Source organism: Pedobacter superstes (genome assembly GCF_037622515.1).
GTDB lineage: Bacteria > Bacteroidota > Bacteroidia > Sphingobacteriales > Sphingobacteriaceae > Paradesertivirga > Paradesertivirga superstes.
In genome coordinates this window covers 204,542-231,174 of the sequence record NZ_JBBJCN010000001.1, presented here as the reverse complement: position 1 = coordinate 231,174, position 26,633 = coordinate 204,542, and the positions used below count along the sequence as shown (strand labels likewise).

At 40.5% G+C, this 26,633-nt stretch carries 24 protein-coding genes and 1 other RNA gene; 13 read left to right on the top strand and 12 right to left on the bottom strand.

Translation table 11 applies throughout. From position 1 onward, the window contains the following. Positions 1–47: 47 nt before the first annotated feature. From WG906_RS01175 to WG906_RS19370, 6 genes are all read left to right on the top strand, one after another. Positions 48–182 (top strand): hypothetical protein, encoded by a 135-nt coding sequence (locus WG906_RS01175; protein ID WP_339990682.1) that lies wholly within the window; start codon positions 48–50, stop codon positions 180–182. Positions 183–243: 61 nt separating this feature from the next. Then, the gene (locus WG906_RS01170) at positions 244–2,958 is read left to right on the top strand and encodes a family 78 glycoside hydrolase catalytic domain (protein ID WP_339990681.1); all 2,715 of its coding nucleotides are present in this window, start codon (positions 244–246) and stop codon (positions 2,956–2,958) included. A 7-nt stretch (positions 2,959–2,965) separates the two neighbouring features. After that, positions 2,966–3,658 carry an N-acetylmuramoyl-L-alanine amidase family protein gene (locus WG906_RS01165; RefSeq protein WP_339990680.1) on the top strand — a complete coding sequence of 231 codons (693 nt, stop codon included), beginning with the start codon at positions 2,966–2,968 and terminating at the stop codon, positions 3,656–3,658. 68 nt (positions 3,659–3,726) lie between these two features. Further along, a complete protein-coding gene (locus WG906_RS01160; protein WP_339990679.1) occupies positions 3,727–5,628 on the top strand; it encodes an AAA domain-containing protein in 1,902 nt (633 codons plus the stop codon). 425 nt (positions 5,629–6,053) lie between these two features. Further along, on the top strand, positions 6,054–6,206 hold the full coding sequence (locus WG906_RS19375) for a DUF559 domain-containing protein (protein ID WP_431844454.1): 153 nt from the start codon (positions 6,054–6,056) through the stop codon (positions 6,204–6,206). After that, on the top strand, positions 6,182–6,442 hold the full coding sequence (locus WG906_RS19370) for a DUF559 domain-containing protein (protein ID WP_431844453.1): 261 nt from the start codon (positions 6,182–6,184) through the stop codon (positions 6,440–6,442). The genes WG906_RS19375 and WG906_RS19370 overlap by 25 nt, the downstream gene beginning before the upstream one ends. Positions 6,443–6,649: 207 nt before the next feature. Here the strand turns inward: WG906_RS19370 and WG906_RS01155 are convergent, their stop codons facing one another. Together WG906_RS01155 and WG906_RS01150 are read right to left on the bottom strand one after the other, a co-directional pair. Continuing rightward, a complete protein-coding gene (locus WG906_RS01155; RefSeq protein ID WP_339990678.1) occupies positions 6,650–7,411 on the bottom strand; it encodes an SGNH/GDSL hydrolase family protein in 762 nt (253 codons plus the stop codon). Between the two features lie 47 nt (positions 7,412–7,458). Further along, positions 7,459–7,716, bottom strand: a complete 258-nt coding sequence (locus WG906_RS01150; RefSeq protein ID WP_339990677.1) for a hypothetical protein — start codon at positions 7,714–7,716, stop codon at positions 7,459–7,461. A gap of 66 nt (positions 7,717–7,782) precedes the next feature. On the opposite strand from WG906_RS01150, the gene WG906_RS01145 reads away from it, so the two are divergent. Both WG906_RS01145 and WG906_RS01140 read left to right on the top strand, forming a co-directional pair. Further along, positions 7,783–8,475, top strand: coding sequence for an SIR2 family NAD-dependent protein deacylase (locus WG906_RS01145; RefSeq protein ID WP_339990676.1), 693 nt, complete (start codon positions 7,783–7,785; stop codon positions 8,473–8,475). Between the two features lie 36 nt (positions 8,476–8,511). Continuing rightward, positions 8,512–9,282 carry a DUF1570 domain-containing protein gene (locus WG906_RS01140; protein WP_339990675.1) on the top strand — a complete coding sequence of 257 codons (771 nt, stop codon included), beginning with the start codon at positions 8,512–8,514 and terminating at the stop codon, positions 9,280–9,282. A 47-nt stretch (positions 9,283–9,329) separates the two neighbouring features. On the opposite strand, the gene WG906_RS01135 is transcribed toward WG906_RS01140, so the two are convergent. The 7 genes from WG906_RS01135 to WG906_RS01105 all read right to left on the bottom strand — a co-directional run bounded on the left by WG906_RS01135 (position 9,330) and on the right by WG906_RS01105 (position 15,435). Beyond that, the gene (locus WG906_RS01135; protein WP_339990674.1) at positions 9,330–10,730 is read right to left on the bottom strand and encodes a sigma-54-dependent transcriptional regulator; all 1,401 of its coding nucleotides are present in this window, start codon (positions 10,728–10,730) and stop codon (positions 9,330–9,332) included. 765 nt (positions 10,731–11,495) lie between these two features. After that, an RNA gene (rnpB, locus tag WG906_RS01130) (RNase P RNA component class A) lies at positions 11,496–11,873 on the bottom strand. A gap of 11 nt (positions 11,874–11,884) precedes the next feature. Continuing rightward, entirely contained in the window at positions 11,885–12,133 is a 249-nt protein-coding gene (locus tag WG906_RS01125; protein ID WP_339990673.1) for a hypothetical protein, read from the bottom strand. Beyond that, on the bottom strand, positions 12,096–12,773 hold the full coding sequence (locus WG906_RS01120) for a DUF3291 domain-containing protein (RefSeq protein ID WP_339990672.1): 678 nt from the start codon (positions 12,771–12,773) through the stop codon (positions 12,096–12,098). The genes WG906_RS01125 and WG906_RS01120 overlap by 38 nt, the downstream gene beginning before the upstream one ends. Before the next feature lie 164 nt (positions 12,774–12,937). Continuing rightward, positions 12,938–13,138, bottom strand: coding sequence for a YtxH domain-containing protein (locus WG906_RS01115; RefSeq protein ID WP_339990671.1), 201 nt, complete (start codon positions 13,136–13,138; stop codon positions 12,938–12,940). Between the two features lie 128 nt (positions 13,139–13,266). Continuing rightward, on the bottom strand, positions 13,267–13,806 hold the full coding sequence (locus WG906_RS01110; protein ID WP_339990670.1) for a ferritin: 540 nt from the start codon (positions 13,804–13,806) through the stop codon (positions 13,267–13,269). A 573-nt stretch (positions 13,807–14,379) separates the two neighbouring features. Continuing rightward, complete coding sequence (locus WG906_RS01105; protein ID WP_339990669.1) at positions 14,380–15,435, bottom strand: hypothetical protein; 1,056 nt, start codon at positions 15,433–15,435, stop codon at positions 14,380–14,382. Positions 15,436–15,592: 157 nt separating this feature from the next. On the opposite strand from WG906_RS01105, the gene WG906_RS01100 reads away from it, so the two are divergent. Beyond that, entirely contained in the window at positions 15,593–16,960 is a 1,368-nt protein-coding gene (locus WG906_RS01100; RefSeq protein ID WP_339990668.1) for an exonuclease domain-containing protein, read from the top strand. Positions 16,961–16,962: 2 nt separating this feature from the next. Here WG906_RS01100 and WG906_RS01095 read toward each other — a convergent pair whose 3' ends face one another. Further along, positions 16,963–17,841, bottom strand: coding sequence for an AraC family transcriptional regulator (locus WG906_RS01095; protein WP_339990667.1), 879 nt, complete (start codon positions 17,839–17,841; stop codon positions 16,963–16,965). Between the two features lie 106 nt (positions 17,842–17,947). Between WG906_RS01095 and WG906_RS01090 the strand changes: the two genes are divergently transcribed. Continuing rightward, positions 17,948–19,378, top strand: a complete 1,431-nt coding sequence (locus WG906_RS01090) for an arabinose isomerase (RefSeq protein WP_339990666.1) — start codon at positions 17,948–17,950, stop codon at positions 19,376–19,378. 46 nt (positions 19,379–19,424) lie between these two features. Here WG906_RS01090 and WG906_RS01085 read toward each other — a convergent pair whose 3' ends face one another. Further along, a complete protein-coding gene (locus WG906_RS01085; protein ID WP_339990665.1) occupies positions 19,425–20,450 on the bottom strand; it encodes a cytochrome d ubiquinol oxidase subunit II in 1,026 nt (341 codons plus the stop codon). A 3-nt stretch (positions 20,451–20,453) separates the two neighbouring features. Beyond that, positions 20,454–21,782, bottom strand: coding sequence for a cytochrome ubiquinol oxidase subunit I (locus WG906_RS01080; protein ID WP_339990664.1), 1,329 nt, complete (start codon positions 21,780–21,782; stop codon positions 20,454–20,456). Between the two features lie 203 nt (positions 21,783–21,985). Between WG906_RS01080 and WG906_RS01075 the strand changes: the two genes are divergently transcribed. From WG906_RS01075 to WG906_RS01065, 3 genes are all read left to right on the top strand, one after another. After that, complete coding sequence (locus WG906_RS01075; RefSeq protein WP_339990663.1) at positions 21,986–22,411, top strand: DUF983 domain-containing protein; 426 nt, start codon at positions 21,986–21,988, stop codon at positions 22,409–22,411. Positions 22,412–22,538: 127 nt separating this feature from the next. Then, entirely contained in the window at positions 22,539–25,298 is a 2,760-nt protein-coding gene (locus WG906_RS01070) for a PKD domain-containing protein (RefSeq protein ID WP_339990662.1), read from the top strand. 124 nt (positions 25,299–25,422) lie between these two features. Next, positions 25,423–26,586, top strand: a complete 1,164-nt coding sequence (locus WG906_RS01065) for a putative sensor domain DACNV-containing protein (RefSeq protein ID WP_339990661.1) — start codon at positions 25,423–25,425, stop codon at positions 26,584–26,586. Positions 26,587–26,633: the final 47 nt, after the last annotated feature.

Sequence of the window (26,633 nt, the reverse complement as noted above, 5' to 3'; positions counted from 1 at the left end):
TGTCTCAAAAGTCTGGACAGTTACATAGCTGATAAAGTTAATTCAGAATGAAATGGCCTTTTGAGGCAGACTCTTCTCTTTTTGTACCCGGGATATCCGCCCGGGAAGTTCTTGTACTTAAAAAGTTACAGCACTCAATGTCGGCACCACCTGGAACGGATAAGCTTAAAGTACTATTTTAGCCGCTGTAACCAATCTTAATCTTCTGACACAATGAAATTATCTTTCTCTTTTGTTTTAAAGATGAACGTAGTCTGTCTATTTGTGGGCACACTTCCTTTTCTGGTAAACGCTGCTGCGCCGAAGGCACCATCTAATTTACGTAGCTGCGATAAAGTGAATCCGGTTGGCACCGACAGCAATCCCTATTTCGGCTGGTATATAAACGATGCGGATAATAATGAGGTACAGACCGCTTACCAGGTTATTGTTGCCTCCAGCCCTAATAATCTTAATTCAAATAAAGGCGATATATGGGACAGCGGGAAGACCGCTTCAGGAATACAGAATTACATTTACTTTGGTGGCAAAAGCCTGTTATCAGCCCATGCATATTACTGGAAAGTACGCACATGGGACAAGGATGGTAACGTTAGCCCTTATTCATCCCCTTCGATGTTCAATACTGGGCTCTTCACATCTGCAGACTGGAGCGGGTCAAAATGGATAAAACGTACCAGTAACGACGCCGACGATTATACTTATTATCGTAAATCCTTTAACCTGGATAAAAAAGTAAAACGTGCTATTGCCTATGCGGCTGTTTCACACAATTACGAACTGTTTACCAACGGGAAATTTATTGCTAAAGCCTCATCCAACCATTATCCTCAGTACGCATACTATCAGGCATTTGATATTACCCCTGCTTTAAAACCAGGAAGAAATACACTTGCAAGCTTTACGCATTGGTACGGCGGAGGACAAGGTCGTGCAACCGGAAGCAGAGGGTTTTTAATGAAAACAATTATTGAGTACACCGATGGAAGCAGCATAACTATCGGAACGGATAATACCTGGAAACAAACAAAAGTTGAAACATGGATCACCCCGCAGCCACGAAGGAATGGTGAAGGGAACGGGTATATTGATTTTATGGATTCGCGTAAAATGATTGCCAACTGGAATCAAACAGGTTACGATGATTCGGCATGGAGTCAGGCTATTGAGATCGGGGCGCCACCTGTTGCACCATGGACGGGTGAGCTTCAACCTGATTTAACCAGGATAATTGAAAATGAAGTTAAACCGGTTTCAGTTAAAAGCCTGGGAAAAGGCAGGTACCTAATTGATCTGGGAAAGATTTATGCCGGTATGCCGAAAATTAACTTTGCCGGTGGAAAGTCTGGAGACACTGTAACCATACGAGGCGCTTATATATTGAACGAGGATGGTACCGCATCCGCGAACCGTGGAAATCAAAGCACCAATCTTGCCTATTATTTTATTTTAAACGGAAATAAGGCGGTTTTCAATCCTATGAATTATCTGGCTTACCGATATATCCAGGTAGATCATTCTCCTAATGCGTTAAATGTGGATAACGTACGCTTTATCAGCAGACATTTTGAACTTGAGCCTTCGCGGGCACAATTCAGTTCGTCTAACCCGATGCTTAACAGGGTGTGGGATCTCATGATACATTCTCTTATAGCAGGAGCACACGAAGGTTTTGTAGATACACCCACCCGGGAGAAGGGCGCATTTCTTGGTGATGGCGGTTACCAGGGCCCGCCAGCGATGAGCACAATGGGAGAGCGGAGTCTTAACCAGCGCATACTATTGGAATTTCTTGATTCCCAGGATCAATACTGGCCAGACGGGAGGTTAAATGCCGTTTATCCTAATGTCGACGGAAAAAGGGATATTCCGGATTATACACAAGCTTACCTGGTTTGGGTATGGGATTATTTCATGCAAACCGGAAATGCCGAATTCTTAAAAGCAAATTACAGGAAACTTAGAAAAGTAGCCGAATATGTAGATACATATAAAAATCCAGCTACCGGCTTAATACACAAACTTGCCGGAGGGGGAGGAGCTTACCAGTACGGAATTATTGACTGGCCAACGCAAATGCGCTATGGTTATGACATGTCGGTAGAATCAAGAACTGTGGTAGATGCCCTTGCTTATTTAGATTTTGATATCATTTCTAAAATTGCTGATGTTCTTGGCAATTCAGCAGACAAAGAACTGTACCGCTCTAAAGCCGAAGCAATGAAAAGTTCTATGAATTCGCGTCTGATAAATCAACAGGGCGTTTACATCGACGGACTAAAAGCAGACCAGTCACAAAGCGCGCATGTATCTCAGCATGCTAATATGTTCCCTTTAGCAATCGGCATCGTCCCTGAGAAAAATAAAAAGACCGTAATTGATGCTATAAAAGAACGTAAAATGAGTGTGGGGATGGTTACCATACGTTATTTACCCCAAGCTATCGGAGAGGCAGGAGAAGCAGCTCATTTACTGGAACTTTATACGAATTCTACCTGGGATGGATGGGCAAAAACCGTTGCCGCCGGAGGAACAGTGACCTGGGAATCATGGGATGCGGATAAGCATAATGAGAGCATGTCTCACCCATGGGGAGCTATAGGCCTGTTTGGAATTCAGCAGTACATTTTGGGGCTGAAATCACTTAAGCCTCAGCACGAGCTTATAGAGATCAGACCACTTGATTTTGAAGGGAAATTAAGCCAGGCAAACGGAACTTTCCCAAGTGATAAGGGGGATATTAAACTGGATTGGAACCGGGATAATAAACGTTTTTTAATGACTTTAATAATGCCTGCTAATGTGAAGGCCAAAGTTTATGTTCCTAAAAGCGGAACGGAGGGAGCAAAACTTAAGGTTGACGGGGTGGAAATAAATGCGGCAGAAAATGGAAATTATTTATTCATTGATAATATAGGTTCAGGAAAACATACGTTTGAGAGATTAGTAAAGCCCTAAAAAAAGCATGCTGAATTTTCGAAAACTATTGATCACTTTATTCGCAGTCTTAACAGGAATTTTTATCTGTGGCTCGGGACAGAAAGTTTTTTCGCAAAGTCTTCGAAATGAATCGTCCCTGATTAATACTCCTTTTCGCATCGTTCTTGATCCCGGACACGGAGGAAGGGATAGCGTTACCAGGTCAGGCGGCGTTTACGAGAAAAATATTGTTCTCACGATTGCCAAAGAAATCAGAAGCCATCTCGAAAAAAGTGGATTTGAAGTAGTTATGACCCGGAATACTGATGAGTTTGTTCCGCTTGGGGAGAGAGCCATGATCAAAGGAGATGTGTTTATATCCCTTCATGCTAATAGTGTAGCCGATACCATTGGTCCGAGTGTGCGGTCAATGATAAAAGGGATGGAAATATATACAGGTAAAAGCACGGATGGCGATACGGTGTTGATGAATAAGAATCAGCTTTTGGCCGGAAAGTTCAAAGAACAATTAACCGGACTTCGGGGAATAAATTGTCGGTTTGTAAAGCAAAAGTCGCTGGCTGTTTTAAATCAAAACAGGACAGCGGCAATTTTGATAGAGCTGGGATTTTTAACTAATCAGGAAGATCTGGCATTTCTTACTGATAGAAATAATTATCAGCAAATAGCTGATGCGTTTATCAATGCTATTAAAGCTTATCAGCTTGCACTCAAATAAATAAAAGAAATCAGGAATGGATTATTTATTTAACCTGATACCTTTGCCGCTAAATTAAAATCAAAAACTTGTCGTCATACTTTCAAGCCCTCCTGTCCTTATTAAAAACCGAACGCGAAACGGATCTCCGTTTATATCAGCAGCTAACGCAATCCACTTCCATTTCAGATCGCCGCAGTGCCGGTCTTACATGGTATCCTATCGCGATTCGCAATACAGAGATGGGCCGGGGAGATTATTTAAGTGTTGAGGTCGAACGCACCACACACCAGGACGTAACGCACCAGTTACGTTTTGGTTCTTCTGCCGTTCTTTTCTCAAATCACGATCCTAAGAATGACAGGGTAGAAGGGATCATCACTTTCCAGGGAGGCAGCAGGCTTAAAATTACATTGAAAACTGAGGAACTTCCGGATTGGGCCAGCGATGGCAAACTTGGTATTGAGCTTCTGTTTGATAATAACAGCTATGATGAAATGCAATATGCTCTTAAAGAAGCTGAAAAGCGCAGCATAAGCCCAAAAGACGGTCAGCTTATTAAAGTTCTGACGGGCGAAATCAAAGCTTCTTTTCAAAACGATATGCCAGCGTTTAATGTTCCTGCGCTAAATGCCTCACAACAGGAAGCCCTCAACAATATTTTGGCTGCGCAAGAACTCGCAATTATACATGGCCCGCCGGGAACCGGTAAAACAACTACCCTGGTGCAGGCAATTAAAGCCTTAATTAAGAAAGAAGGAAAGCAAATACTTGTTGTTGCGCCAAGCAATACGGCAGTGGATTTGCTTACAGAAAAGCTTGCCGACGAAGGATTAAATGTGCTGCGTGTCGGGAATCCCGCCCGCGTTTCGGATAAATTAATGTCGCTTACGCTTGATAGTAAAATGTCTGAACATAGCAGCATGAAAGAAATTCGTGCCTTAAAAAAGCAGGCGAATGAGTACCGTAACATGGCTCATAAGTATAAACGAAACTTTGGCCGGTCTGAGCGTGAGCAGAGGAAAGCTTTGTTTGATGAGGCGCATAAGATCATGAAAGAAGTGGGTAATACAGAACAATACATTCAGGAGGATCTTTTGGCGAGGGCACAGGTTATTACCGCCACACTGGTAGGTTCTAACCATTATACGGTACGCAATCTGAATTATCATACCCTGGTTATTGATGAAGCAGGGCAGGCACTTGAACCTGCCTGCTGGATTCCAATATTAAAGGCTCAAAAACTAATTCTTGCCGGCGATCATTTTCAGCTATCACCTACCATTAAATCGGATGAAGCCGCCAGGAAGGGTTTAAGTACTACATTGCTCGAAAAGTGCGTCAGTCTGCATCCGGAAGCCGTAGGTCTTCTTCAGGAACAATACCGGATGCATGCTGACATAATGGGGTATTCATCCAGCGTATTTTATCAGGACAAGTTACTGGCTCATGCCAGCGTTGCACAGCATCTGGTATTCTCAGAAGATGTGCCATTGAGTTTTATTGATACTGCTGGTTGTGGATTTGACGAAAAATTGGAAGGTACCAGTACCACTAACCCTGATGAAGGAGTTTTTTTAATTAAACATCTCAGTCAATACGTAGAAGACCTGAAGTTAAAGCCCGGCACTTCTTTCCCTACCATCGCCATAATCTCCCCTTATAAAGAGCAGATCAATGTGCTCAGAGATATGTTACTTCAGTCGCCCGATTTGCAACAGCACAGCGATAAGATTTCAGTCAACACCATTGATAGTTTTCAGGGGCAGGAGCGGGATGTTGTATATATCAGTATGACCCGAAGTAATACCGAAGGAAATATTGGCTTTCTGGCAGATATAAGGCGCATGAACGTGGCAATGACCAGGGCCCGTAAGAAACTCGTAGTGATTGGCGACAGCGCCACACTTTCACGCCTGGCATTTTATGCTGATTTTATCGCTTACGCAGAGAAAAAAAACGCTTATCAGAGTGCCTGGGAGTTTGCATGAACCTAAAGGCCCGCGTTTCAGGCTGTAAAATGTGCTTTGCAAACCTCAAAGTTAAGGTTTTGATGAGTTGGAGGAGACGCCAACACTCGGTTTTCCCTCCAATCGTTTAACTGTGTCGACGGGGTTGGTGTTCCCACCATAGCCGTTAACATAAGAATGGTCTTATTTCATACTCGCTGAAATATACAAAAATAGAGGCAGGTTTCTTAGTGATCTCCGACTGTCCGAAGGACTCGTTTGGAGGAAGGAAAGGGGAGGAATATGCGAGGGCATTTTGTGTGGGTTGGCCTTTCTCTCCCTCGGGGAGAGATGCCGTAAGGCAGAGAGGGTTTGCGCTTTACAGAATTTTTCCTAGATTCAATTCATAGAACCTAAACCTAAAGAATTCCGAAGATACTTAAGAAAGGAATCCAAGCTGCAGAAAGATTTTATGGTTTCATTTCAGGAATTGGAAATTTCTGGATTTGAAAATCCGACGGCAGCATACTATTGAAAATTTTGTGGTAGATTTCTATATCGACGAATTAAAGCTTATAATCGATTGGATGGGAGTGTGCATGATAACCAGGGACAGTTAAACTATGATCACTTTCGTAATCAGGTGCTAAACTCCAAAGGCTACAGTGTAGTTAGAATTGATAATGTCTCTGTAATTGATTATACTGAGGCTGCATTGGAATGGATAAAGGATCGGGAAATTAAAGGTTCAAATCAACAAAGAACAATAAGATTGCTATTCCAGCAGAGTCTGTTACCCTGCCTCCGGCATCTCTCCCAGAGGGAGAGAAAAGCTGTCTCCCACAAAGCGCTTTAGCTTTATGACGCTTTAATCAGAACTTACCGGAACAAACTTTCTTAATTGAAGGCACTTCCGCCAGCGGAGGTCAGGTGCTAAACCATTTCTGTTATTAATAGAAAGTAATGTTATTCAATGAATAATATTCTTAGGTTAACGGTATGGTGTCTCCACCAACCGCTAAACTTAGAATTGCCCTCGGTGAAGAGACTGAGTGTCTCAGGATTATCCTTTAATCACTTCCAGCCATGCCTGAGCCATTAATTCTGCTCCTGCAATACTTGGATGAACTCCATCCGGAGCCCAGTATGATCCTGGTGCTGTTTGTAATGCTTTATCAAATACTTTTTGGTAAGGTATAAAAGCTGCATCAAATTCTGTTGCTAATTGTTCTGCAGCATTTTGATATTCGCCAAAAGCCGGGAACCACTTGTTATCAACAGCAGACCCTAAAATTGCGAACGGTTCGCCGATGATAAGTTTAACATCAGGAAGCTTTTTTTTAGTTCGCTGAAGTAATGAGCGAAAATCGTTCCTGTAAATTTCTAGCGTCCCTTTATATCCGCTTTTCAGGAGGTGCCAGTAATCATTAACCCCAATAAGGATACTGATAATATCTGGATTCAAACTAATAGCATCAGTATCCCAGCGTTCTGCTAACTGATAAACCTTATTCCCGCTAATACCCCGGTTGTAAATTTTAAGATTTTTCCCTGGATTGGTGTTAAGTAGTTCTGCTGCTGCAAGGAAGGAATAACCTCCGCCCATTGCTTTTTGAGAATTTGCTGCTGTTTCGGTTCTCACACGACCTGCATCGGTAATGGAATCCCCCTGAAACAAAATTATATCATTGTTTTTCAGAGATATTTTTTTTGATTTTTGATCGGCTAATGCAGCAAAAGCTATTTCGGGAATAGTTAAACTTGCTAAACCGCCAAGGGCAACTGTCGTTAAAAAGGATCTTCTGCCAGATTGATTAGTTTTCATGCAGCAAGATATTTAAAAAATAAAACAGATATTAATTAAATATTTTTTTATCGGGCTTTGACACGCATTATTTCATGTCCAACCACCAAAACGGCTCCGCTGGTAAATGATCCATCAATTTGTTCCCACTCATTGTCATCGTTTAACTGTATACAACTAAGCATAACATCATCTTCGTAAACTAAATACTGGTGATATGACGGAACAATTTTAAGATTTTGCGGGCCTCTCTCATCAATAGCTGCTTCAACATAAAAAGCCTCATGTTTTCTGGATGATTTTCCCAATTGTTCTTTTTCTTCCATTTTAAATAAACACAAAAACATAAATAATTGTTGATGCGAATTATAGAAGTAAACCGTTTATTATTTATGAAACCTAAACTTATCATACTAACAGGCGCAGGTATATCTGCTGAAAGTGGCCTGAAAACATTCCGGGATTCTGACGGCCTTTGGGAAGGGTATGATATTTACGATGTAGCAACACCAGAAGCCTGGCAACGAAACCCTGTTTTGGTTCAGGATTTTTACAATATGCGACGAAAAAGTGTATTGGAATCTAAACCCAACGCTGCACATTTGGGCTTAATACGTCTTGAAGATAAATATGATGTAAGCATTATCACTCAAAATGTAGATGATCTCCATGAACGTGCCGGCTCGTCGAATGTGCTGCATTTACACGGTATCATTACCAAGTCACAGTCGAGTATAAATGCCGACCTGGTTTATGATATAGAAGGATGGGAATTAAAAATGGGTGAGATATGTGAATTGGGATCGCAACTCCGGCCTCATGTTGTATGGTTTGGAGAAGCAGTTCCGATGTTTGATATGGCAATGCAAATTGCCTCCGGTGCTGATATCTTTTTAATCATTGGAACTTCTCTGGCAGTTTACCCTGCTGCGAGTTTGATTGATTACGTGCCTTATTCTTCGCAGAAGATAATTATTGACCCCAATACTGCCTATATCAGAAATATAAATAATTTAAGAGTTATTAATGATAATGCCGGAACAGTAGTGCCTAAACTGGTGGATGAGCTATTGAGTGAATGTTAATTGTGTTTAGTAGATTAGCGCTCCTCCTCTAATTATATGAAAATTAAAATACAGGTAATTTTTCTATTGCTTTTTTCTCTGGTGCACCTCAGTACTTATTCTCAAATTATTCAGATAGAAAAAATTAACTGCCGGATTTCACAAAGTGATCATGATAAAATTGAAAAGATAGCAAGATTTGAGAAGGATCTGTATAATAACTTTTTTAATACGCTCGGTAACGATAGTTTAGTAATCAGAGTATCTATTCTCTCAGCTGCGGACTATAAGGAAATTCAAAACAAAGCCTCAGGATTGCATAAAACATATGGATTTTATGCACCCCGGCTTGACCAAAGTTTTGTGTTGAAAAACACTGTGTTCCTGAGTACGGTGATTCATGAAATGAGCCATTGCTTGCTAAGGCATAATCTAAAGAGTCCTCCCAGATGGCTCAATGAGGGCATCGCCGAATTCTGTGGTACCATGCTTATTGACGATGACAAAGTTTCATTTTCCGCAGATCCTCACAGAATTAAGGCAGTGAGAGATATGGTGATTAAATCACCTCTTCGTTTAAAGGATTTAATGAATGCAGATGACAGTGAATGGAGAGATCTGGATAAGCGCTCAAATCTGTATTCTATATCTTATGCTATGATTTATTTCTTAATAAAGAAGAATCCCAGTATATTAAAAAGGATGCTTTTATTCATGCAGGAGGGACAAACCCCAGTAGACGCAATAGAATTTAGCTATGGAGGTTTTTATAAGTTCGAAAACGAATTCAATGCTTTTTATAAAAACACTCTAATAAAGCCTATATAAAAAACATTGCAGTCTCAAAAAGCGAATGTTTCTGAGACTGTAATTGATTATTGCTCATGTCTTTTTAATCCGTACTTTTCTATCTTGCTGTAGAGATGACTTCTCTGAATATCAATGTCATCGGCGGTTTTAGAGACATTCCAGTTGTTTTTTTCGAGCTTATATTTGATATATTCTTTTTCGGCATAATCTTTATATTCCTGAAAGCTGCCAAACTGGTCATAGTTTGTTGAAGTCTGTCCCTGAGTAGCAGGAGTGGTACCGGTAGCATGACTAACGGGCTGTACTGCAGAAGGATTTGCAAAGGTACGAACATCACTGTCTGTAATAACTTTATCACTCAGAATGATCAGCCTCTCAACCATGTTTCGCAGCTCACGGATATTGCCTGTCCACGGAAGCGCTTTGAGTGTTTCGATAGCACCTTCACTAAATTTTTTCGTGGGCATACCGTACTCGTTGCAGATCTCTTCACAAAAGCTTTCAGCTATAAGCGGAATGTCGTCATTACGTTCTGCAAGAGAAGGAACATGAATAAGAATTACGCTTAGGCGATGGAACAAGTCCATACGGAAATTTCCAAGTTCGATTTCCTTTAACAGATCCTTGTTTGTAGCCGCAACAACACGAACATCTACATCAATTTCTTTTTCTCCGCCTACGCGGGTGATTTTATTTTCCTGCAGGGCACGTAAAACTTTTGCCTGGGCAGAAAGGCTCATATCGCCAATTTCATCCAGAAATAAAGTCCCTCCGTTTGCCTGTTCAAATTTACCTATACGTTGTTTAACTGCTGAAGTAAAGGATCCTTTTTCGTGACCGAACAATTCACTCTCTATTAATTCAGAAGGTATTGCGGCGCAATTTACTTCGATAATAGGACCGTTAGAGCGGTGAGATTTTTCATGAAGCCAGCGTGCTACCAATTCTTTACCACTACCGTTTGCGCCGGTTATTAAAACCCTTGCATCTGTAGGAGCGACCCTGTCAATAGTATCTTTAATTTTAGATATCGCCGGTGAATTTCCCAGCATTACTCTAACCTTACTGACTTTCCGTTTTAATACTTTGGTTTCAGTTACAAGATTTCCTCTTTCCAGAGCATTTCTTACGGTAATTAATAATCTGTTAAGGTCGGGTGGTTTTGAAATAAAATCATAAGCTCCTTTTTTAGAGGCTTCAACTGCCGTTTCGATGGTTCCATGGCCTGAAATCATAATAAACGGGATGTCCGGTTTTACGGCAAGAGCTTCTGTAAGCACTTCCATGCCGTCCATCTTATTCATTTTGATGTCGCAGAGAACTAAGTCGAAGTCGTCTTTTTTAATGCGCTCGAGCCCGTCTATTCCATTATCTACATCTTCAACTTCATAATCTTCATACTCAAGTATCTCACGCAGCGTATTGCGTATAGCGCGTTCGTCGTCAACAATTAAAATTTTTGCCATAATGATCTTAAGCTTTCAAACGCAAGGTCAACATAATTGTTTGCTTTTTGTATACAAATTAATACAGTTTTTTAAATGACAGTTAAAGTAAAAAACATTAAAATTTTGGGTGTAAACGGGACTTCGATTACTATTTTTTTGTTAAATCACTTAAAGTTAATGAATGCATTCCCTCTCCTCAAGGTGAGGGGGACGCCATTAGGTTAAGGATTTGAAAGGTGTTGGTGCGGACACCATAGCCATTAACTTAGGATGATTTTTTTTTCGAACCTGTTGAAATAGAGTGTCACGCAGATTAAGTCGCTTTGTGTGTATTGGCCTTTCTCTCCCCCAGGGAGAGATGCCGCAAGGCAGAGAGGGTTTACGCTTTACAAGATTTTTCCTACATTCAATTCATATAACCTAAACCTAAAGAATTCCGAAGATACTTAAGAAATAAATCCACTACTGCAGAAAAGATTCTATGGTTTCATTTTAGGCATCGGAAATTTCGTGATCCCTACTACCCTCTCTGCCTCCGGCATCTCTCCCAGAGGGAGAGAAAGGCTGTCCCGCACAAAGTGCTTAAGCTTTATGACGCTTTAATCAGAACTTTCTGTAACAAACTTTCTTAAATGACGGCACCTCCGCCAGAGGAGGACAGTTCCCTCTCTGCCTTCGGCATCTCACCCGGAGGCAGAGAAAGACCGGTGCTCCCTTGCAAAAGCCATAATTAAAGTCAGATTATAAACAAAAAATGCTCTTCCTTTTCGGGGAAGAGCAAATAAGTTTCACAGGCATATAAGCCGGGTTCTGTACCGTAAACGGTTTCTATCATTTATCTGCTTGTACCATTGCTGGCACACTCTAACGGCCTACCCATCCCGACAAAAGATTTGCACCTTTAAGGAGCGAGCAACTCCTGGATCGGGACTTATTTGGCCTTTCAACTCCCGGGGTTTACCGCAATGCATGTCGCCATACAAAGCCGTGAGCTCTTACCTCACGTTTTCACCTTTTCTCCGGTTTGCACCAGAGTAGTTTATTTTCTGTGGCACTTTCCGTCTTCTGTTACCGGAATCCTTCCCGTTAGGAAGCGAGATGCTCTGTGTTGCCCGGACTTTCCTCACCGAAATAAATCGTTGCGATAGAACAGCCTGTGATTACAAAGATAGTTAATATTCGTGACGCTGATAAGCCGCTTTGAAATCCTGCCCCATCATTTTAAAACGAGAAACTACTGTAGCAATAAATTCTTCATCAATAATTTCAAAAACGCTGTTTACTCCGTCAATCAAATCCATTTCTGAAAGTTTATACGTTTGTTCAAGTATTCCCTGCTCAAACTTCACCAGGTATTTCATATTCATAGAAAATATGGTGATTTTACAATCCGGTCTTGGTAATTCTGCTACTACTCTCATTGGTATGCTTAAATATCTTCTCTAAAGGGTTAACACCTTTTAATGTGCCAAAACTAGCGATTGGTTTAAATCTGGCAAATAACTCTTCGCTGTACCAGTTTTCTTCCCTGGTTCTTTTAATAATCTCTTTGTGTTCTGAGGAGTGATAAGCAAATGCTTTTACATCATCCGGAGAATCCCAGACAGAAAATGTAGCTTGTCTGTAATATGGAGCTTCACCGATGCCAAAGGACGTAATGTATCCTTTAGACTGAAGCATTAATCCGGCTACTTTATCTACGCTCGACCAAAAGTTTTTTAAACGTTTAAACCGGATGGTGGCCCGTGTTAAAACTGCTATCGGCCCATTATAGCTATGGTTTTGTGCATTTCCAAAGGGTTCTTTTCCATCCCATAGTCCATGACTTATAAGCGGTTCACAAAGAATTGTATAAGTTTCTGAAGCTAAAATGCTCCACCATGAAGAAATGAAGGACTTTTTTAAGAAGTAATTGAAATCTTTCTCTGTATCCCAAACGGTAAGGAGCGCCCATTGCTCCAGATCGGCTTGCTTGTCAAAAGTTCCGTTTTTACCGCTTCCGAGCAGTTTCCAAAAGCTGCACTGTTTGGTAAACATCAAAGGTATGCGATGAATTGCCATCGCCAAAAAAGCGAACGGGATCTTAAATTTTGAATACCTGATAATTGTTAAAGCAACAAGCATGAATGTGGTTCCCCAAAAATAAATTTTTAAACAGCACTACGACTTGCTATCGCAAAAAAAAGACCGGATAAATCCGGTCTTTTACACGAAAATTACAGGAATTAAATGCTATTTACCTTATCCTTAACATTTGCTATGGTTTCATTTGCTTTGTCTTTCAAAGATTCGCTGATATCTTTAAGCGATTCTGCTAAAGAATCAGTTGTTTTTTTTCCTTCTTCAGTACCGAAAAAGTAATATGCGGCTGCACCTATTGCTAATCCTGCAAGTAATAAAGCAGGCAATTTTGAATTGTTTGTCATATTTATCAGATTTAGATTTACTTAATTAATAAAGGGTTTCAATTCAAAAAAGTTTCTAAAATATTCATAAAAACAAAATGCGACCTGTGATTAGCAGATCGCATTTAATACCGTAAAGATCAGGTCTGTTATTCTTCTCCGGGAACATCACCGTAAATTACCTGAGGGATATGTTTATCAATTTGCCAGCGGCCTGTTCCTTCTTCACCAATGACATCAAATAGCTCAAGAATTCTGCGGGCAATATATTCCTCTTCAATTTGTTCTTTTAAGAACCACTGAATAAAGTCAAAAGTTGTATAATCTTTTAATCTCATACACTGATCTGCTATACGATTTAACTGACCGGTGACTTTTATTTCCTGCTGAAGCGCTAATTCAAAAACTCCGCGAAATGATTCAAATTCCTGAGGAACATTGGTGATTTCGGGAGAAATTGCTCTGCCTCCTAAATCATTTACATATTTGAAAATCTTAAGCATGTGCACACGCTCTTCATTTGATTGTTTTTCCAGGCGGCCCGCGCTATTATCGTATCCGTTGCGATTGCAATAAGATGCCATGGATAAATAAACCGCAGATGAATATGCTTCGTTTTTTATTTGTTCGTTTAAAAGGTTTTCAATTTCTTCTGAAAGAGAAGTCCTTAATCTGAGAAGATCTTTCATGATTAATTTTGTTGTTATCGCTAATTTACGATTTTAACAACAATTAATTGAAAAAGTAAGATGCTAAATCTAATAAAGATTTAATCTAAATACGAAATAGCTGAGGTCTAAGGCATTCGCAAACTACACTGTGCAAATGAAGGGTAAATTTAGCGCCGGAGAGTAAATTTTTTAAATTCAGAACATCCGTTAAAGTAAGAACAAAACAACGGTCAGAATAGGGAGGCATCAGAACAGTTACATCTGTAACACTTGACGAAGAAAAGATCATTTCTTCTAAATTGACATTATTAACCCGTTTTATAAAATCTAGAAAGTTACTCGCCTTAAAAGAAGAGGCTACTCCGGCATATTCTAAAATGTAAGAATTTGTCTTATTACATTGCGAAACAGATCCACATTCTGTTCTAAAAATTTCGATTATTTCAACGCAATTATTCTGTTTCATCTAAAACTCTGTGTCACAAACTTACGCATTGTTTATAATTAGTCCAAATAAGAATGAAAAAATTCAGATGAAGATTGCAATCAAATGTCTGATCCTGAAAACTTAGATTCCGTTCTCACCAGTGATCAGAGCTTCAGTTTTGCCGAAAGGTTAAGATTTAGCTGCTCTTCCACAATCTCGCCCATTGTTTTGCATAATTTAAATGAAGGGTCTTTATGGAAATCACTTAAGTCGGATGCCAGTTGAGCAACTTTACTGCTCGGAGAGATTTCATCTTTCTTCATTACCTCCAGCAGGTCGTAGAGACGGTAATGCACCAGCTTTACCCGGTTGTTGATCAGGCTTCGTTCTTCCTCAAGATATTGACGCATTGTTTTTTTATCCATATGCTGGATACCCAGTTTTACTAACTGATAGTTTTCTTTAAAATAATGCGGAAGATAAAATTGCCGGCGGCCTTCATATGATTGCTGATCGAAATCTATGGCACGTAAACGGTATTGGTTGCCTTCAATATCCGGAGTAATGTGAACTACATAATTGTAAGATCGCATGTCGCCTAATAAGCGGATAAAACACCGTTCATTAAACTTTACAAATTCTTTGCAGATACGGATCTGATTAAATTTAGAAGTGTTTAACCGTTGTTTAATAAAAACATCTCCGGGTAAACCCGAAATATGCTCCTCAATAAGAGTGTTTTCATCAGTTAAATAACTGATGCGGTTGGGAGATAAAATATGTTCCAGCTCAAGTCCGTAAACGCGGGATGCATCAGCAACTTTAACATAGAAATAGTCGTAGTTATCATTAAATCTATTAATAACCCTGATTCTGAAAGGCTTTGAATTTCCGAATGTGCAATAGTCGATTTGTGCGATTTGCAGGTGATCCATCACTTCCGTATCGCCCGAAGCATTCATCAATGCATAAATATAAGAGAGCCCGGGAAATAGTTCACTCATTTCAGACTGGTCATAGTACACTGTTTGCCACAGTGTATCGTTCCCGTTTTTATCAAGAAGGGGTACACTTGTGTTAAATCGTAGCAAATCAGAATATTGAACAGGTAGTTTTGTTTCACGGTTATACTTTAAAAGGTAGTCGCGTAACTTGTCGTTTATTGTATAAAAAAACTTTTTTCGGGAGGGGACATCCAGCCTTGATTCGTATTTTGCCATAAAATATCAGCAATATATTAATTAAAAAAGCTAATTGACGTTCGTTTAATCAATAAGCAGGAACTATTACATAAACGGTGATTTGTTAAATTTGAGATAAGTATTAATTGTTTATAAATTATGCTAAATATGTTAGTATAATTTATAAGTTTGTAGTATGTATGCAATAGTTGATATTGAAACCACGGGGGGGCATGCTTCGGCAAACGGGATAACTGAAATAGCTATTGTTTTACATGATGGTAATAAAGTTACCCGGAAATATGAAACCTTAATAAATCCACAAAAGCATATTCCGATTTATATTTCCGCCCTTACCGGTATCAGCAATGAAATGGTAGCAAATGCGCCGCTGTTTTCTGAAGTGGCAACCGAAGTTTTCAGTTTACTTCATGATAAGATTTTCATTGCCCATAATGTTAATTTTGATTATTCCTTTTTAAAATACCACCTGTCGGCTTGCGGCTATGAACTGCAAACAAAAAAACTGTGTACAGTGCGTTTAAGCAGAAAGGTATTTCCGGGTTTATTATCCTACAGCCTGGGGAAATTGTGCAAGCAGCTACAAGTTGAGCTTACCAATCACCATAGGGCAGGAGGAGATGCAGAAGCTACAGCTATCCTGTTTTCCATGATTCTGCAAAATGATAAAGACGGACATATAAAGCAATCGTTAAACAGAAACTCAAAAGAGCAGCTTTTACCTCCAAATTTGTCCCGTGCAGAATTTGATAAAATACCAAATACGCCGGGAGTTTATTATTTCTATAATCAAAAAGGGAAGGTTGTATATGTGGGTAAAGCGAAAAACCTTAAGAAACGCGTTAGCTCTCATTTTACCGGAAATAGTGCCAACAAGCAGAGGCAGGATTTTATGCGTGAGATCCATTCGATAAACTTCCAGGAATGCGGTACAGAATTAATGGCATTTATTCTTGAAGCCACAGAAATTAAACGCCTGTGGCCGGAAAATAACCGTGCATTGAAACGCTTTGAGCAGGCATACGGGTTGTTTATGTATGAAGACCAGAGAGGGTATCATCGCCTTTTAATTGATAAAAAACGTAAGGGATCAACTCCGATTTACAGTTTCAATCAATTATTTGAGGGACACAGCTTATTGCGGCAATTAATGGACGAGTTTGAGCTTTGTCCTAAATTATGCTTTATTCAAAGAAATCAGGATGATTGTATAGGGATTGATAATAAACCCTGTAAAGGAGCCTGTAAGGGAACCGAAAGCAGAGTTTTATATAACATCAGGGTGCAACAGGCAATTGCAAAACTAAGATCCGACCTACCCTCATTCGCATTACTAGATGAAGGCAGAACCGAGGAGGAGCACAGCGTAATTCTGATGGAACAGGGGCATCTTCAGGGTATGGGGTATATTTTAAAAAACACCCCTGTTGACGATATCACTGAATTGAAAAACGTTATACAGCCTTATCCTTCAAATGATTATATCCGCAATCTGGTGCACAATTATGCCATCAGATACCCAGAAAGGTTGTTGAGTTTTTAGTTTTAAGTTCCCTGTTTACGAAACTGCTGAGGAGAAAGCCCTGTTTTTTGCCTGAAAACTTTTGAAAAATACAGGCCTGAATCGAAGCTTAATTCATAAGCTATCTCTTTAACTGGTTTTGAAGAGCCGGTAAGCATCTGCTTCGCTTTTTCTATGCGCAATTGAATTAAGTATTGGCCTGGAGCCAGTCCGGTATGGTTTTTAAATAGCTTCCTGAACAACGAATAACCTATTCCTAGTTGACGGGCCACAATTTCCGGCGAAATCTGTTCGGTGATATTCTGTCTGAAAAGTACCATTGCCTTGTTTACCACATGGATAACCTCATTATCTTCGGAAAGGGAACTTTGCTTTTTCCGGGAATAGACACTGCCTAATAAATGAAGAAGCATGCCTGAAATAATTTGCTGATAGGCAGGTTTTTCTTGTTTTGTTTGTTCGATGATCGATTCAAAAAGCGCTATTATTTCATACTGCAGGCCAAGTCTGAAAACCGGATCATCAGGTTTAAAGAAGCGGTTACTTACCTGATTGTCAATAATATTTCCGTTGAAGCCTATCCAGTACTCGTCCCATCCCGTTTTTTCATTGGGTTTATAACTATGCCTGTCGCCCGGAAACAGAAGAATCGCATCTCCGGCCTGAATCGCTTTTTTACCGGCGGCAGCCGATTCGAAAAATCCTTCACCACGTGTAATATAAATTAACTGGTATTCCTGAAGTACCCTGCCTGTATTGCAGTTAAAAAAGTAGGGATAGGGGTGTTTTTTTGAAGGATAGAAGGTTGAATTCTCAATATGAGTATATCCCGTATTCAGGATATGCAGTCCCCATTGTTCATCTTCTTTACTTACCGGGAGGTATCTGTAAAAATTTTCCAAAATCCTATTGTATCAAAAAGTGCATGTAAAATATCAAAAAATCTATTTGGCAGGGATATTCAACCGATAGATTTGTATATCCACTATAAACTAACATACTAATTTTATGTCGCAATCATCTTTAAAAGTCGGTCTTTTTGGAATTGGTCTTGATGCTTACTGGGATCAGTTTGAAGGTTTAAAAGCCCGGCTCGAGGGATACCTGAATGAGGTAAATAATAAGTTATCTGCAATCCACCCCCAGGTAATTAACCTTGGTTTAATTGATACCGTCGACAAAGCTTTTGAAGCCGCACATAAATTCAGGCAGGAAGATGTGGATATAATCTTCTTGCATGTAACTACCTATGCTTTATCCTCTACAGTTTTACCTGTTGTTCAGCGTGCAAAGGTTCCGGTAATTATTCTGAATCTGGCACCGGAATCAGCCATCGATTATAAGGCTTTTAACAGCATGAACGATCGTACCAAAATGACTGGGGAGTGGCTGGCTTTTTGTTCTGCCTGCCCGGTGCCCGAAATTGCTAATGTATTTAACAGGACCGGTATTAAATTCCATCAGATTACGGGAATGCTGCATGATGATCCCGAATGCTGGACAGAAGTTACTGAATGGCTTGAAGCTGCTAAAGTGGCTGATATCATGTTCCATAACAGAATGGGCTGTATGGGGCATTATTACAGTGGTATGCTGGATATTTATTCGGATCTGACTCAACAGTACTCCTATTTTGGAGGGCACATAGAGATCATTGAAGTCGATGAGCTGGCAGATCTGCGGAAGCAGGTCAAGGATGAGGAAATTGTTGATCGGGTAAAGTTGTTTTATGAGATATTCGATGTTGAGCCTGATAGTTCTGAAGAGGAATTGCAAAGGGCCGCAAGAACATCAGTTGCACTTGACCGCCTGGTTGAGATCTACAAGCTGGGTTCGATGGCTTATTATTATAAAGGCACTGGTAATTTTGATAATGAAGATACCATTAGTTCAATTATACTGGGTAATTCTCTATTAACGGCTAATGGAATCCCTGTTGCCGGAGAGTACGAGATTAAAAATGCCCAGGCAATGAAAATTATGGACAGCTTTGGTGCAGGAGGCTCTTTTACTGAATATTATGCCATGGACTTTAATGATGATGTGGTTTTAATGGGACACGACGGACCGGGGCATATCGCGATAGCTGAAGGGAAGACGAAAGTAAAACCGCTCAGGGTTTTTCATGGTAAAGTGGGGCGGGGGCTTTCGGTGGAGATGTCGGTAAAAAATGGCCCGGTAACCTTATTATCAGTTGTTCAAACGGCCGATGGTAAATTCATTCTATTGGTTGCCGAGGGGGAGTCGGTGGCTGGGCCGATACTAGAAATAGGCAATACCAACAGCAGGTATAAGTTTTCTATTGGAGCCCGAAAGTTTGTAAATAACTGGAATATTCATGGTCCTGCACATCATTGTGCGGTTGGTTTGGGGCATATCAGCTCCAAAATTCAAAAGCTGGGAAAGTTGTTGAATATGGAAGTGGTTAAAGTTTGTTAGGTGAGGAGAGCTCTCTCTCCTCATTCTCATACCGCTAACGAAAATGCTAATGCTTTTCTGTAATGCTGTATGCCGCTTTTTTCTGAAAACTATAAATTAAATAACCCAGGGCTGGCAGAATAAATACGCTGCCAATCAGTAAAGCCATTCCCAGGGCCTCTATTGTTTTATCGTGACCCCGATGCTCGAGCAATGATAGATACCCGCCATTTTTAAGGATCACAATATTTGGGAAATGTCTGTACGTCGTTGTCAGCAAAATCATGCTCACCTGAAACCCGGCTAGTATACGTAAAACGCGTGTTTTGCCTTTCGCTAAAAAGGACCAGAATACAATTAATGATACAGAGGCCAGTGCAATGGCAGTAATGCCAATAGAATTTCCAAATACCCACTCTATTAAGGGAATACCTTCATAATTGGCAGCGATAAAAACCAGCGCACCGCAGATAAAAGCAGCGATATTCATGAAACGTGCTTTTCGCATATAACGGTGTTTATCTAATTCTGTATCAGTTTCTCCAATAATAAAAACAGCAGCGAGGAAGCCGCAAATAGATACTGTGAACAGACCAACAGTTATAGAAAACCAGTTTAACCAGCTGAAGATGTATGCAGAAAGAAACGTAGTTGCTTCTGTATCTATCTGGCCCGATACCGCGCTTCCGCCGATTATCCCTAAAAAAAGTGGTGTGATGAAGCTCGAGTAAACAAAAATTTTATTGTAAACGTGCTGCATATCATCCACTACAGCGTCATAATGTCTGAAAGTAAAGGCTGTTCCCCTGGCAATAATTCCCAGTAACATAATAATCAGGGGAATGTGCAGATGAATTGACATTGTTGTATATATCTCCGGGAAGCCGACAAAGAGAATAACGATGGTTATAATCAACCACATATGATTGGCTTCCCATATCGGGCCGATGGCACGATACATTGTTTTCCGGGTCTTGTTCCGGTTTTTTTCTGATGTGAAAAGTTCTATAATTCCAGCTCCGAAATCTGCGCCACCCATTAAGAGATAAAGCAGAATAGCTGTCCAAAGAAAAATGATTACTACGTATAACATAGGTTAAAAATTTTGGTCTGAATCCGGAGTGTCGTAAATTTTGCCGACCATGCTTATTTGCCGGTAAAGCATGAAAATCACTATAAGCGATAAGGAAAGGTAAACCGCTGAAAATAAATAAAAAGAATAAGCGATTCCGGGCATCGGGGTAACTGCATCTGCAGTGCGCATAACACCGTGAATAATCCAGGGTTGCCGCCCCACTTCTGTAACCGTCCAGCCTGCTTCAACCGCAATAAATCCCATGGGGGTAGCGGCGACAAAAAATTTAAGGAGCCATCTTTTATCTTGCCAGCTTCGTTTTTTCCATAAGGTGATAAAATATAAGATAGAGATCATCAGCATGATCATTCCTAAACCTACCATAATCTGAAAAGCATAATGAGTAATGGCAACAGGCGGGTGATTTTCTTCGGGAATGCTGTCGAGGCCTTTAACTTCCGATTCAAAATCGCCATGAGCCAGGAAGCTCAAAGCCCCGGGAATTTTGACGGCATAATCCACCTTTTTTTCTTTTGTATTGGGGATACCTCCAATAATTAACGAAGCATTTTTTTCGGTTTTAAAGTGCGCCTCCATAGCGGCGAGTTTCGCAGGTTGCCTTTGTGCCACATCTTTAGCCGAAATATCTCCGCTAAGGGGTTGTAAAACTGCTGCAAAGGTTGCAAACGCAGCCGCAATTTTAAATGATTTTCTATGGAAATCGACATTACTTCCTTTTAAAATCATAAGTGCATGTACTCCGGCAACCGCAAAACCTGTGGCAACGAAGGCTGCTACAGACATGTGCAGCGCCTGGCTGAACCAGGCATCGTTAAACATGGCTTTTATAGGATCGATATTCAGATATTCGCCATTTACAAAATCAAAGCCTGCGGGACTGTTCATCCAGGCATTGGCTGCGACCACCAGTATGCCCGATACAAGTCCGCTGACGCCCACTACAACTCCGGTAAACCAATGGAACCAGGGATTAAACCGGTCCCAGCCGTAAAGAAAGAAACCCAGGGCAATTGCTTCTATAAAAAAGGCTGTTCCTTCCAAAGAAAAAGGCATTCCAAAAATTGGTCCGGCGTGTTTCATGAATTCGGGCCATAATAAGCCCAGTTCAAAGGAAAGTACAGTGCCAGAAACAGCTCCCGTAGCAAAAAAAATGGCCACGCCCTTGCTCCATGCTTTGGTTATGTTTTTATATACCGGTTTATTAGTTTTAAGCCAGTAATAATGGGCAACTGCCATAAAAAAAGGCATTACCATGCCTATACAGGAGAATATGATATGAAAACCCAGGGAAAGGGCCATTTGAGATCTGGCAGCTATAAAATCGTCCATTCAGAGAAGATAAAATAATTTTCAAATATAAAATGAAATCTTTTGCCCGGGAGATATTTAAGATTTATTCATTAATGGAAGTGTAATTTATATCGGTTCTATTTTATGGGAGGGAGATTCTATCCCAATAAGGTTAATTACTTTTGTATCCCGGTGTCATTTGATTAAAACATGATTTAATCAAGACATTTCTAATTAGAACCATGAAATCATCAGAAGTTAAGAAGTATAAATTAGTGCCTTCCGAATTGCCGGCGGCATTACAGGCGAAGTGTCCCAGATGCAGAAGAGGTGATATGTTTACTACACCCATGTATGGATTTAAGCTTCAAAAAATGAATGACCATTGTCCCCATTGCGGAGTAAAGTTTGAACGCGAACCAGGATATTTTTACGTCGCAATGTTCGTCAGTTATGGTATGAATGTTATTGAAATGCTTATTGCGGGGATGTTAACCTATCTTATTACAGGGAATGTCACCGACCCATTACTTTATGTTATGGTGATTTTTCCGGTGGTTTTCATTCTTTCTCCGTTTAATTATCGCTTCTCCAGGGTCATCCTGCTATACTGGCTTACCCCAGGCTTAAATTATAACCCGGAAATGAGTAGGGATAAAACAGAATAATTCAGTAAATTCAGGAAATCTTTTTTGTTGGTTTTATTGTATAACCTATTCAGTAATTCATGTTTTTTGGGTTGAGAAACCCTTAGCACCTGCTGAGTGTTGTTGTAATTACAGATTGAGTAAAGTGGTGAATAATTACTTTAAATATGCCAGCCGTGTTTTAATCCTGAAAAGTTTTTTATTAATAAACTTTTTAGGCCTTTTATTGCTTAATTCTCAATCTTCTTCCGCTCAGAGTATTTCAAATGAAGGAACCGAATTTTTTGCGGTTTTTCCGACCCATGTGCCTTCAAGGGCTAATGGACAAAACGGACAAGCAAGACTCGCAGCTTATTCTATTTTCATAACATCCAAACAAGCCTCTTCGGGTGTTGTCACTGTCGGCAACTTTTCGCAAAGATTCACTATTCTTTCTAATACCGTTTCAGAAATTGTAATAGACAGGAGTCAGGCTTATATTGATGAATCAGAAAGTAACCTGGTTTTGGCTAACCGGGCCATACATGTGCTGGTTGATCCTGGTAAGCCGAAAGTTGTGGTATACGGACATATTTTTGCCGGCGCCCGCTCCGCAGCTTCTCTTATATTGCCTATTGAGGCCATGGGGCAGCAATATTTTAGTATGAATTATGATAATACTTTTAACCAGGATGACGGAGCTAATTTTATTTCGGTTATCGCAACTGAACCCAATACAACAGTTTTATTAAAGAGGAACGGTACAGTTATTAATACCATTCAACTTAAAAATGTAGGTGATGTATATCAATACTTAAGCAAAGATGATCCCACGGGGACAGAAATAGTTGCAGATCCTGTCACTTCCGCTTGCAAACGTTTTGCGGTTTTCTCCGGAAGTACGAATAGTATTATAGGAGCGCTTAATTGTCCGGGAAATTCTTCAGATCCGCTATATCAGCAAAATTATCCTGTAGAGAGCTGGGGAACAACATACGGATTTGTGCCGTTTAGTTCTGAAAGTGCATCAGGTGAGCAAACCAGAACCCGTGGTAGTATCTTTAGGGTTTTAGCTAAGGATGACGGCACGATAGTTAAGGTTAACGGAACTACCGTGGCCACATTAAATTCGGGAGAATTTTATCCGAATTCTTACCAGGCAGTTCCTTCGACTACAGCCGGTATTATATCAAGTAATAAACCTGTGGCAGTGGCCCAATATGCCATATCACAGGCCTGTGCAGGGAGCGATGGGGTAAGCGACCCTGATATGGTTATTCTAAATCCTATAGAATATAATATAAAGCAAATTACAGTTTACTCTTCCGACAAGGAAAATATTGATGAACAATATTTAAATATTTTAATAAAAACTTCTGCCGCATCCTCTTTCAGAATAAACGGCTCTCCTTCCCCTGACCCATTTAAGAGGATTTCTTCAGCTCCCGAATATTCCTATCTTCAATTAAACCTGAATGATTTTGGCACCAGAGATTTTACACTCTCTGCGCAGGATGGTTTTAATGCCATAGCTTATGGCTTTGGTGATCACGAATCATACGGTTATTCTGCGGGAACCAGTCTGGCCTCTGGTCAAACTCTCTATGCCGTCAGAAAAGATACCAGGGAAGAGTTGTTAAATGCCTGCACAAAAGAGGATTTTGACTTTAAGCTTGTACTGCCTGCACAGGCTTCAAAACTTACCTGGAGTTTCGATCCCTCAGAACCCGATCTTGTTGACGTTAACCCGGTTTCAACTATGGTTATTCGCAACAACAAAACCTATTATGAATATTTTTATCCCCGGACCCGGGTTTTTGAAATTGCAGGTACACGAAATATTAAAGTTCTTGCAAAATATCTCAGTTCTAATATCTGCTACCAGGAAGAGCAGCTAATAGAATTTATTTTTGAAGTATATGATCCTCCGACTGCAAGTTATACTTTCTCGGGTACTTGCGCCTTAGATTCAGTGCTCTTTACAGATACCAGCAATCCTTACAGGCCGGATAAGCCGGTAATCACCTGGTTATGGGACTTTGGTGACGGAACTACATCAACCCTTAAGAATCCGAAACATAAGTTTCTGACCAGCGGAGATTTTACAGTTAAGCTGGCAGTAGATAATGGAACCGGGTGCTTCAGCGATGTGAGTGAGCAAACTCTTTCTATAAGACCATTGCCTTTAGCAAGCTTCATTTTATCAGAAGTTAGCTGTACGTCAAACGCTATTATCTTTTCAGATGCATCAACTACTTCAACGGGCAGCATAAGCCAGTGGTTATGGGATTTTGGCGATGGAACTACATCTGCCGAACAGCATCCAAACCATACTTTTCCTAAAACGGGAAGTTATATGGTGAAACTCCAGGTTGTGAACAGTTTTGGATGTAAGAGTAACGTTTTTAGCCAAAAGGTGACCGTGTTTGCACCGATACTGGAAGCCGGCCCTGATAAAACTATTTTAAGAGGGGGACAAACTACCCTGTCGATTATGGCAGATGGTAATAACCTGAAATATAAGTGGTCACCATCTGCAGGATTGGACCGTGATGATGTGAAAAATCCTGTTGCTTCGCCGGATACTGAAACACTTTATACAGTGACTATAACTTCTGAAGAGGGTTGTGTATTGACGGATAACCTGAGGGTTAAAATAGTGGACGAAGTAACTATACCAAATACTTTTACCCCTAACGGAGACGGCGTTAACGATTTTTGGGTTATTAAGTATCTTGAAAGCTTCCCTTCAGCAACAATAAATATATTTACACGCTACGGGGTTCCTGTATTTACTTCAAGAGGTTATTTCGAGCCATGGGATGGGAGCTGGCAGGGCGATATATTAAGCTCCGGAACCTATTATTATGTTATCACTACACCTAATAAGCCAAAGCCATATTCGGGTTTTGTGACTATATTACGATAGTACTTATATCAATATATTCATTAATTTACTTTAATCCGAAAAAACGGAAAAGGAAATCTGTTAGTTTTACTTGATCAGGTATTCCGGCGGAATTCTTAATTCTAATACATTATTATATTTCTCAATGAGCAAGCAATCTTCAGGCATTTTTTCTGATTCAACATATAGAGCAGCAACTTTAATTTCGGGCACTATAGCGCAGCATTTTATTCAGCATATTGCCGATGCAAGGATTGCCGGGGAACAGGACCTGGCCCCCGAACCATCATCTGAAACGATTGAAGCAATAATTGATGCCGGTTTCTGGACCAGCTTGCGCAAAGAAGAGGGACACTCGCCCAGGATTTCTTTAGCCTATCTTCCACCCGAAAGAGCCGGTCAGCCATTGATGTTTGAAAAACGGCTTCGACTTAAACCCAAGGTACTTACAAAGCTGGCACCAGGAATAGAAAGGGCAGGGATACATCTCGGCGTTTGGCAGGATGAATCCGGTTTATATGCCTGGGGCACCACCCGTAAGCTTCCTGCATTTTGTTTTGTACTCGAAATGGTAGAACCAGGCTTGCTGGTGGTAAAGCACCGCCGCTTTCATGGATTTGGTAAGTTTGTGAATGTAGCCATCCTTAAAGGGGATGAAATAAAAGTAGTTGATGAGCAAAGCGGTATACTTCCCGATTGTCCGGCGCTTTTAAGCTCTTTACTGGGCTTTGATTCCAATACTTCATGGAACGATTCTGTAAATGTGCTGATTCAGCTGGCAACCTCTATGAGGGGGCATGGCCGCGGAGGAACGCTTTTGGTTGTCCCTTCTGTTAATGAAACCTGGCGCGACTCCATTGTACATCCTATTTCCTATCCGGTAATTCCCGCCTTTTCCAGACTTGCTGAATTAACCAGACAGGAAGCTTTCCTCAGAGAACAAAGTTCGTGGCAGGTAGAGCTTAACCGCGAGGTAGACAGTGTTGCGGGATTAACAGCCATTGATGGAGCCACAATAATTAATGATCATTATGAACTGCTCGCATTCGGATCGAAGATTCAAAGGTCTGAAAAGAGTACACATATCGAAGAATTAATGCTTACAGAACCAATTGTAGGTGATGAAAATCTCGTGCTCCATCCCACACAGGTAGGAGGCACCAGGCATCTTTCTGCAGCACAGTTTGTATTTGATCAAAGGGATGCTATCGCACTGGTAGCTTCTCAGGATGGCCGGTTTACGATTTTCGGATGGTCGCCCTGTGATGGTATGGTACATGCTCACCGCATAGATACTTTGTTGCTGTAATCTGTAAATTCTTTAATTTTTCAAATAATCCGGTTTCTTCATCATGG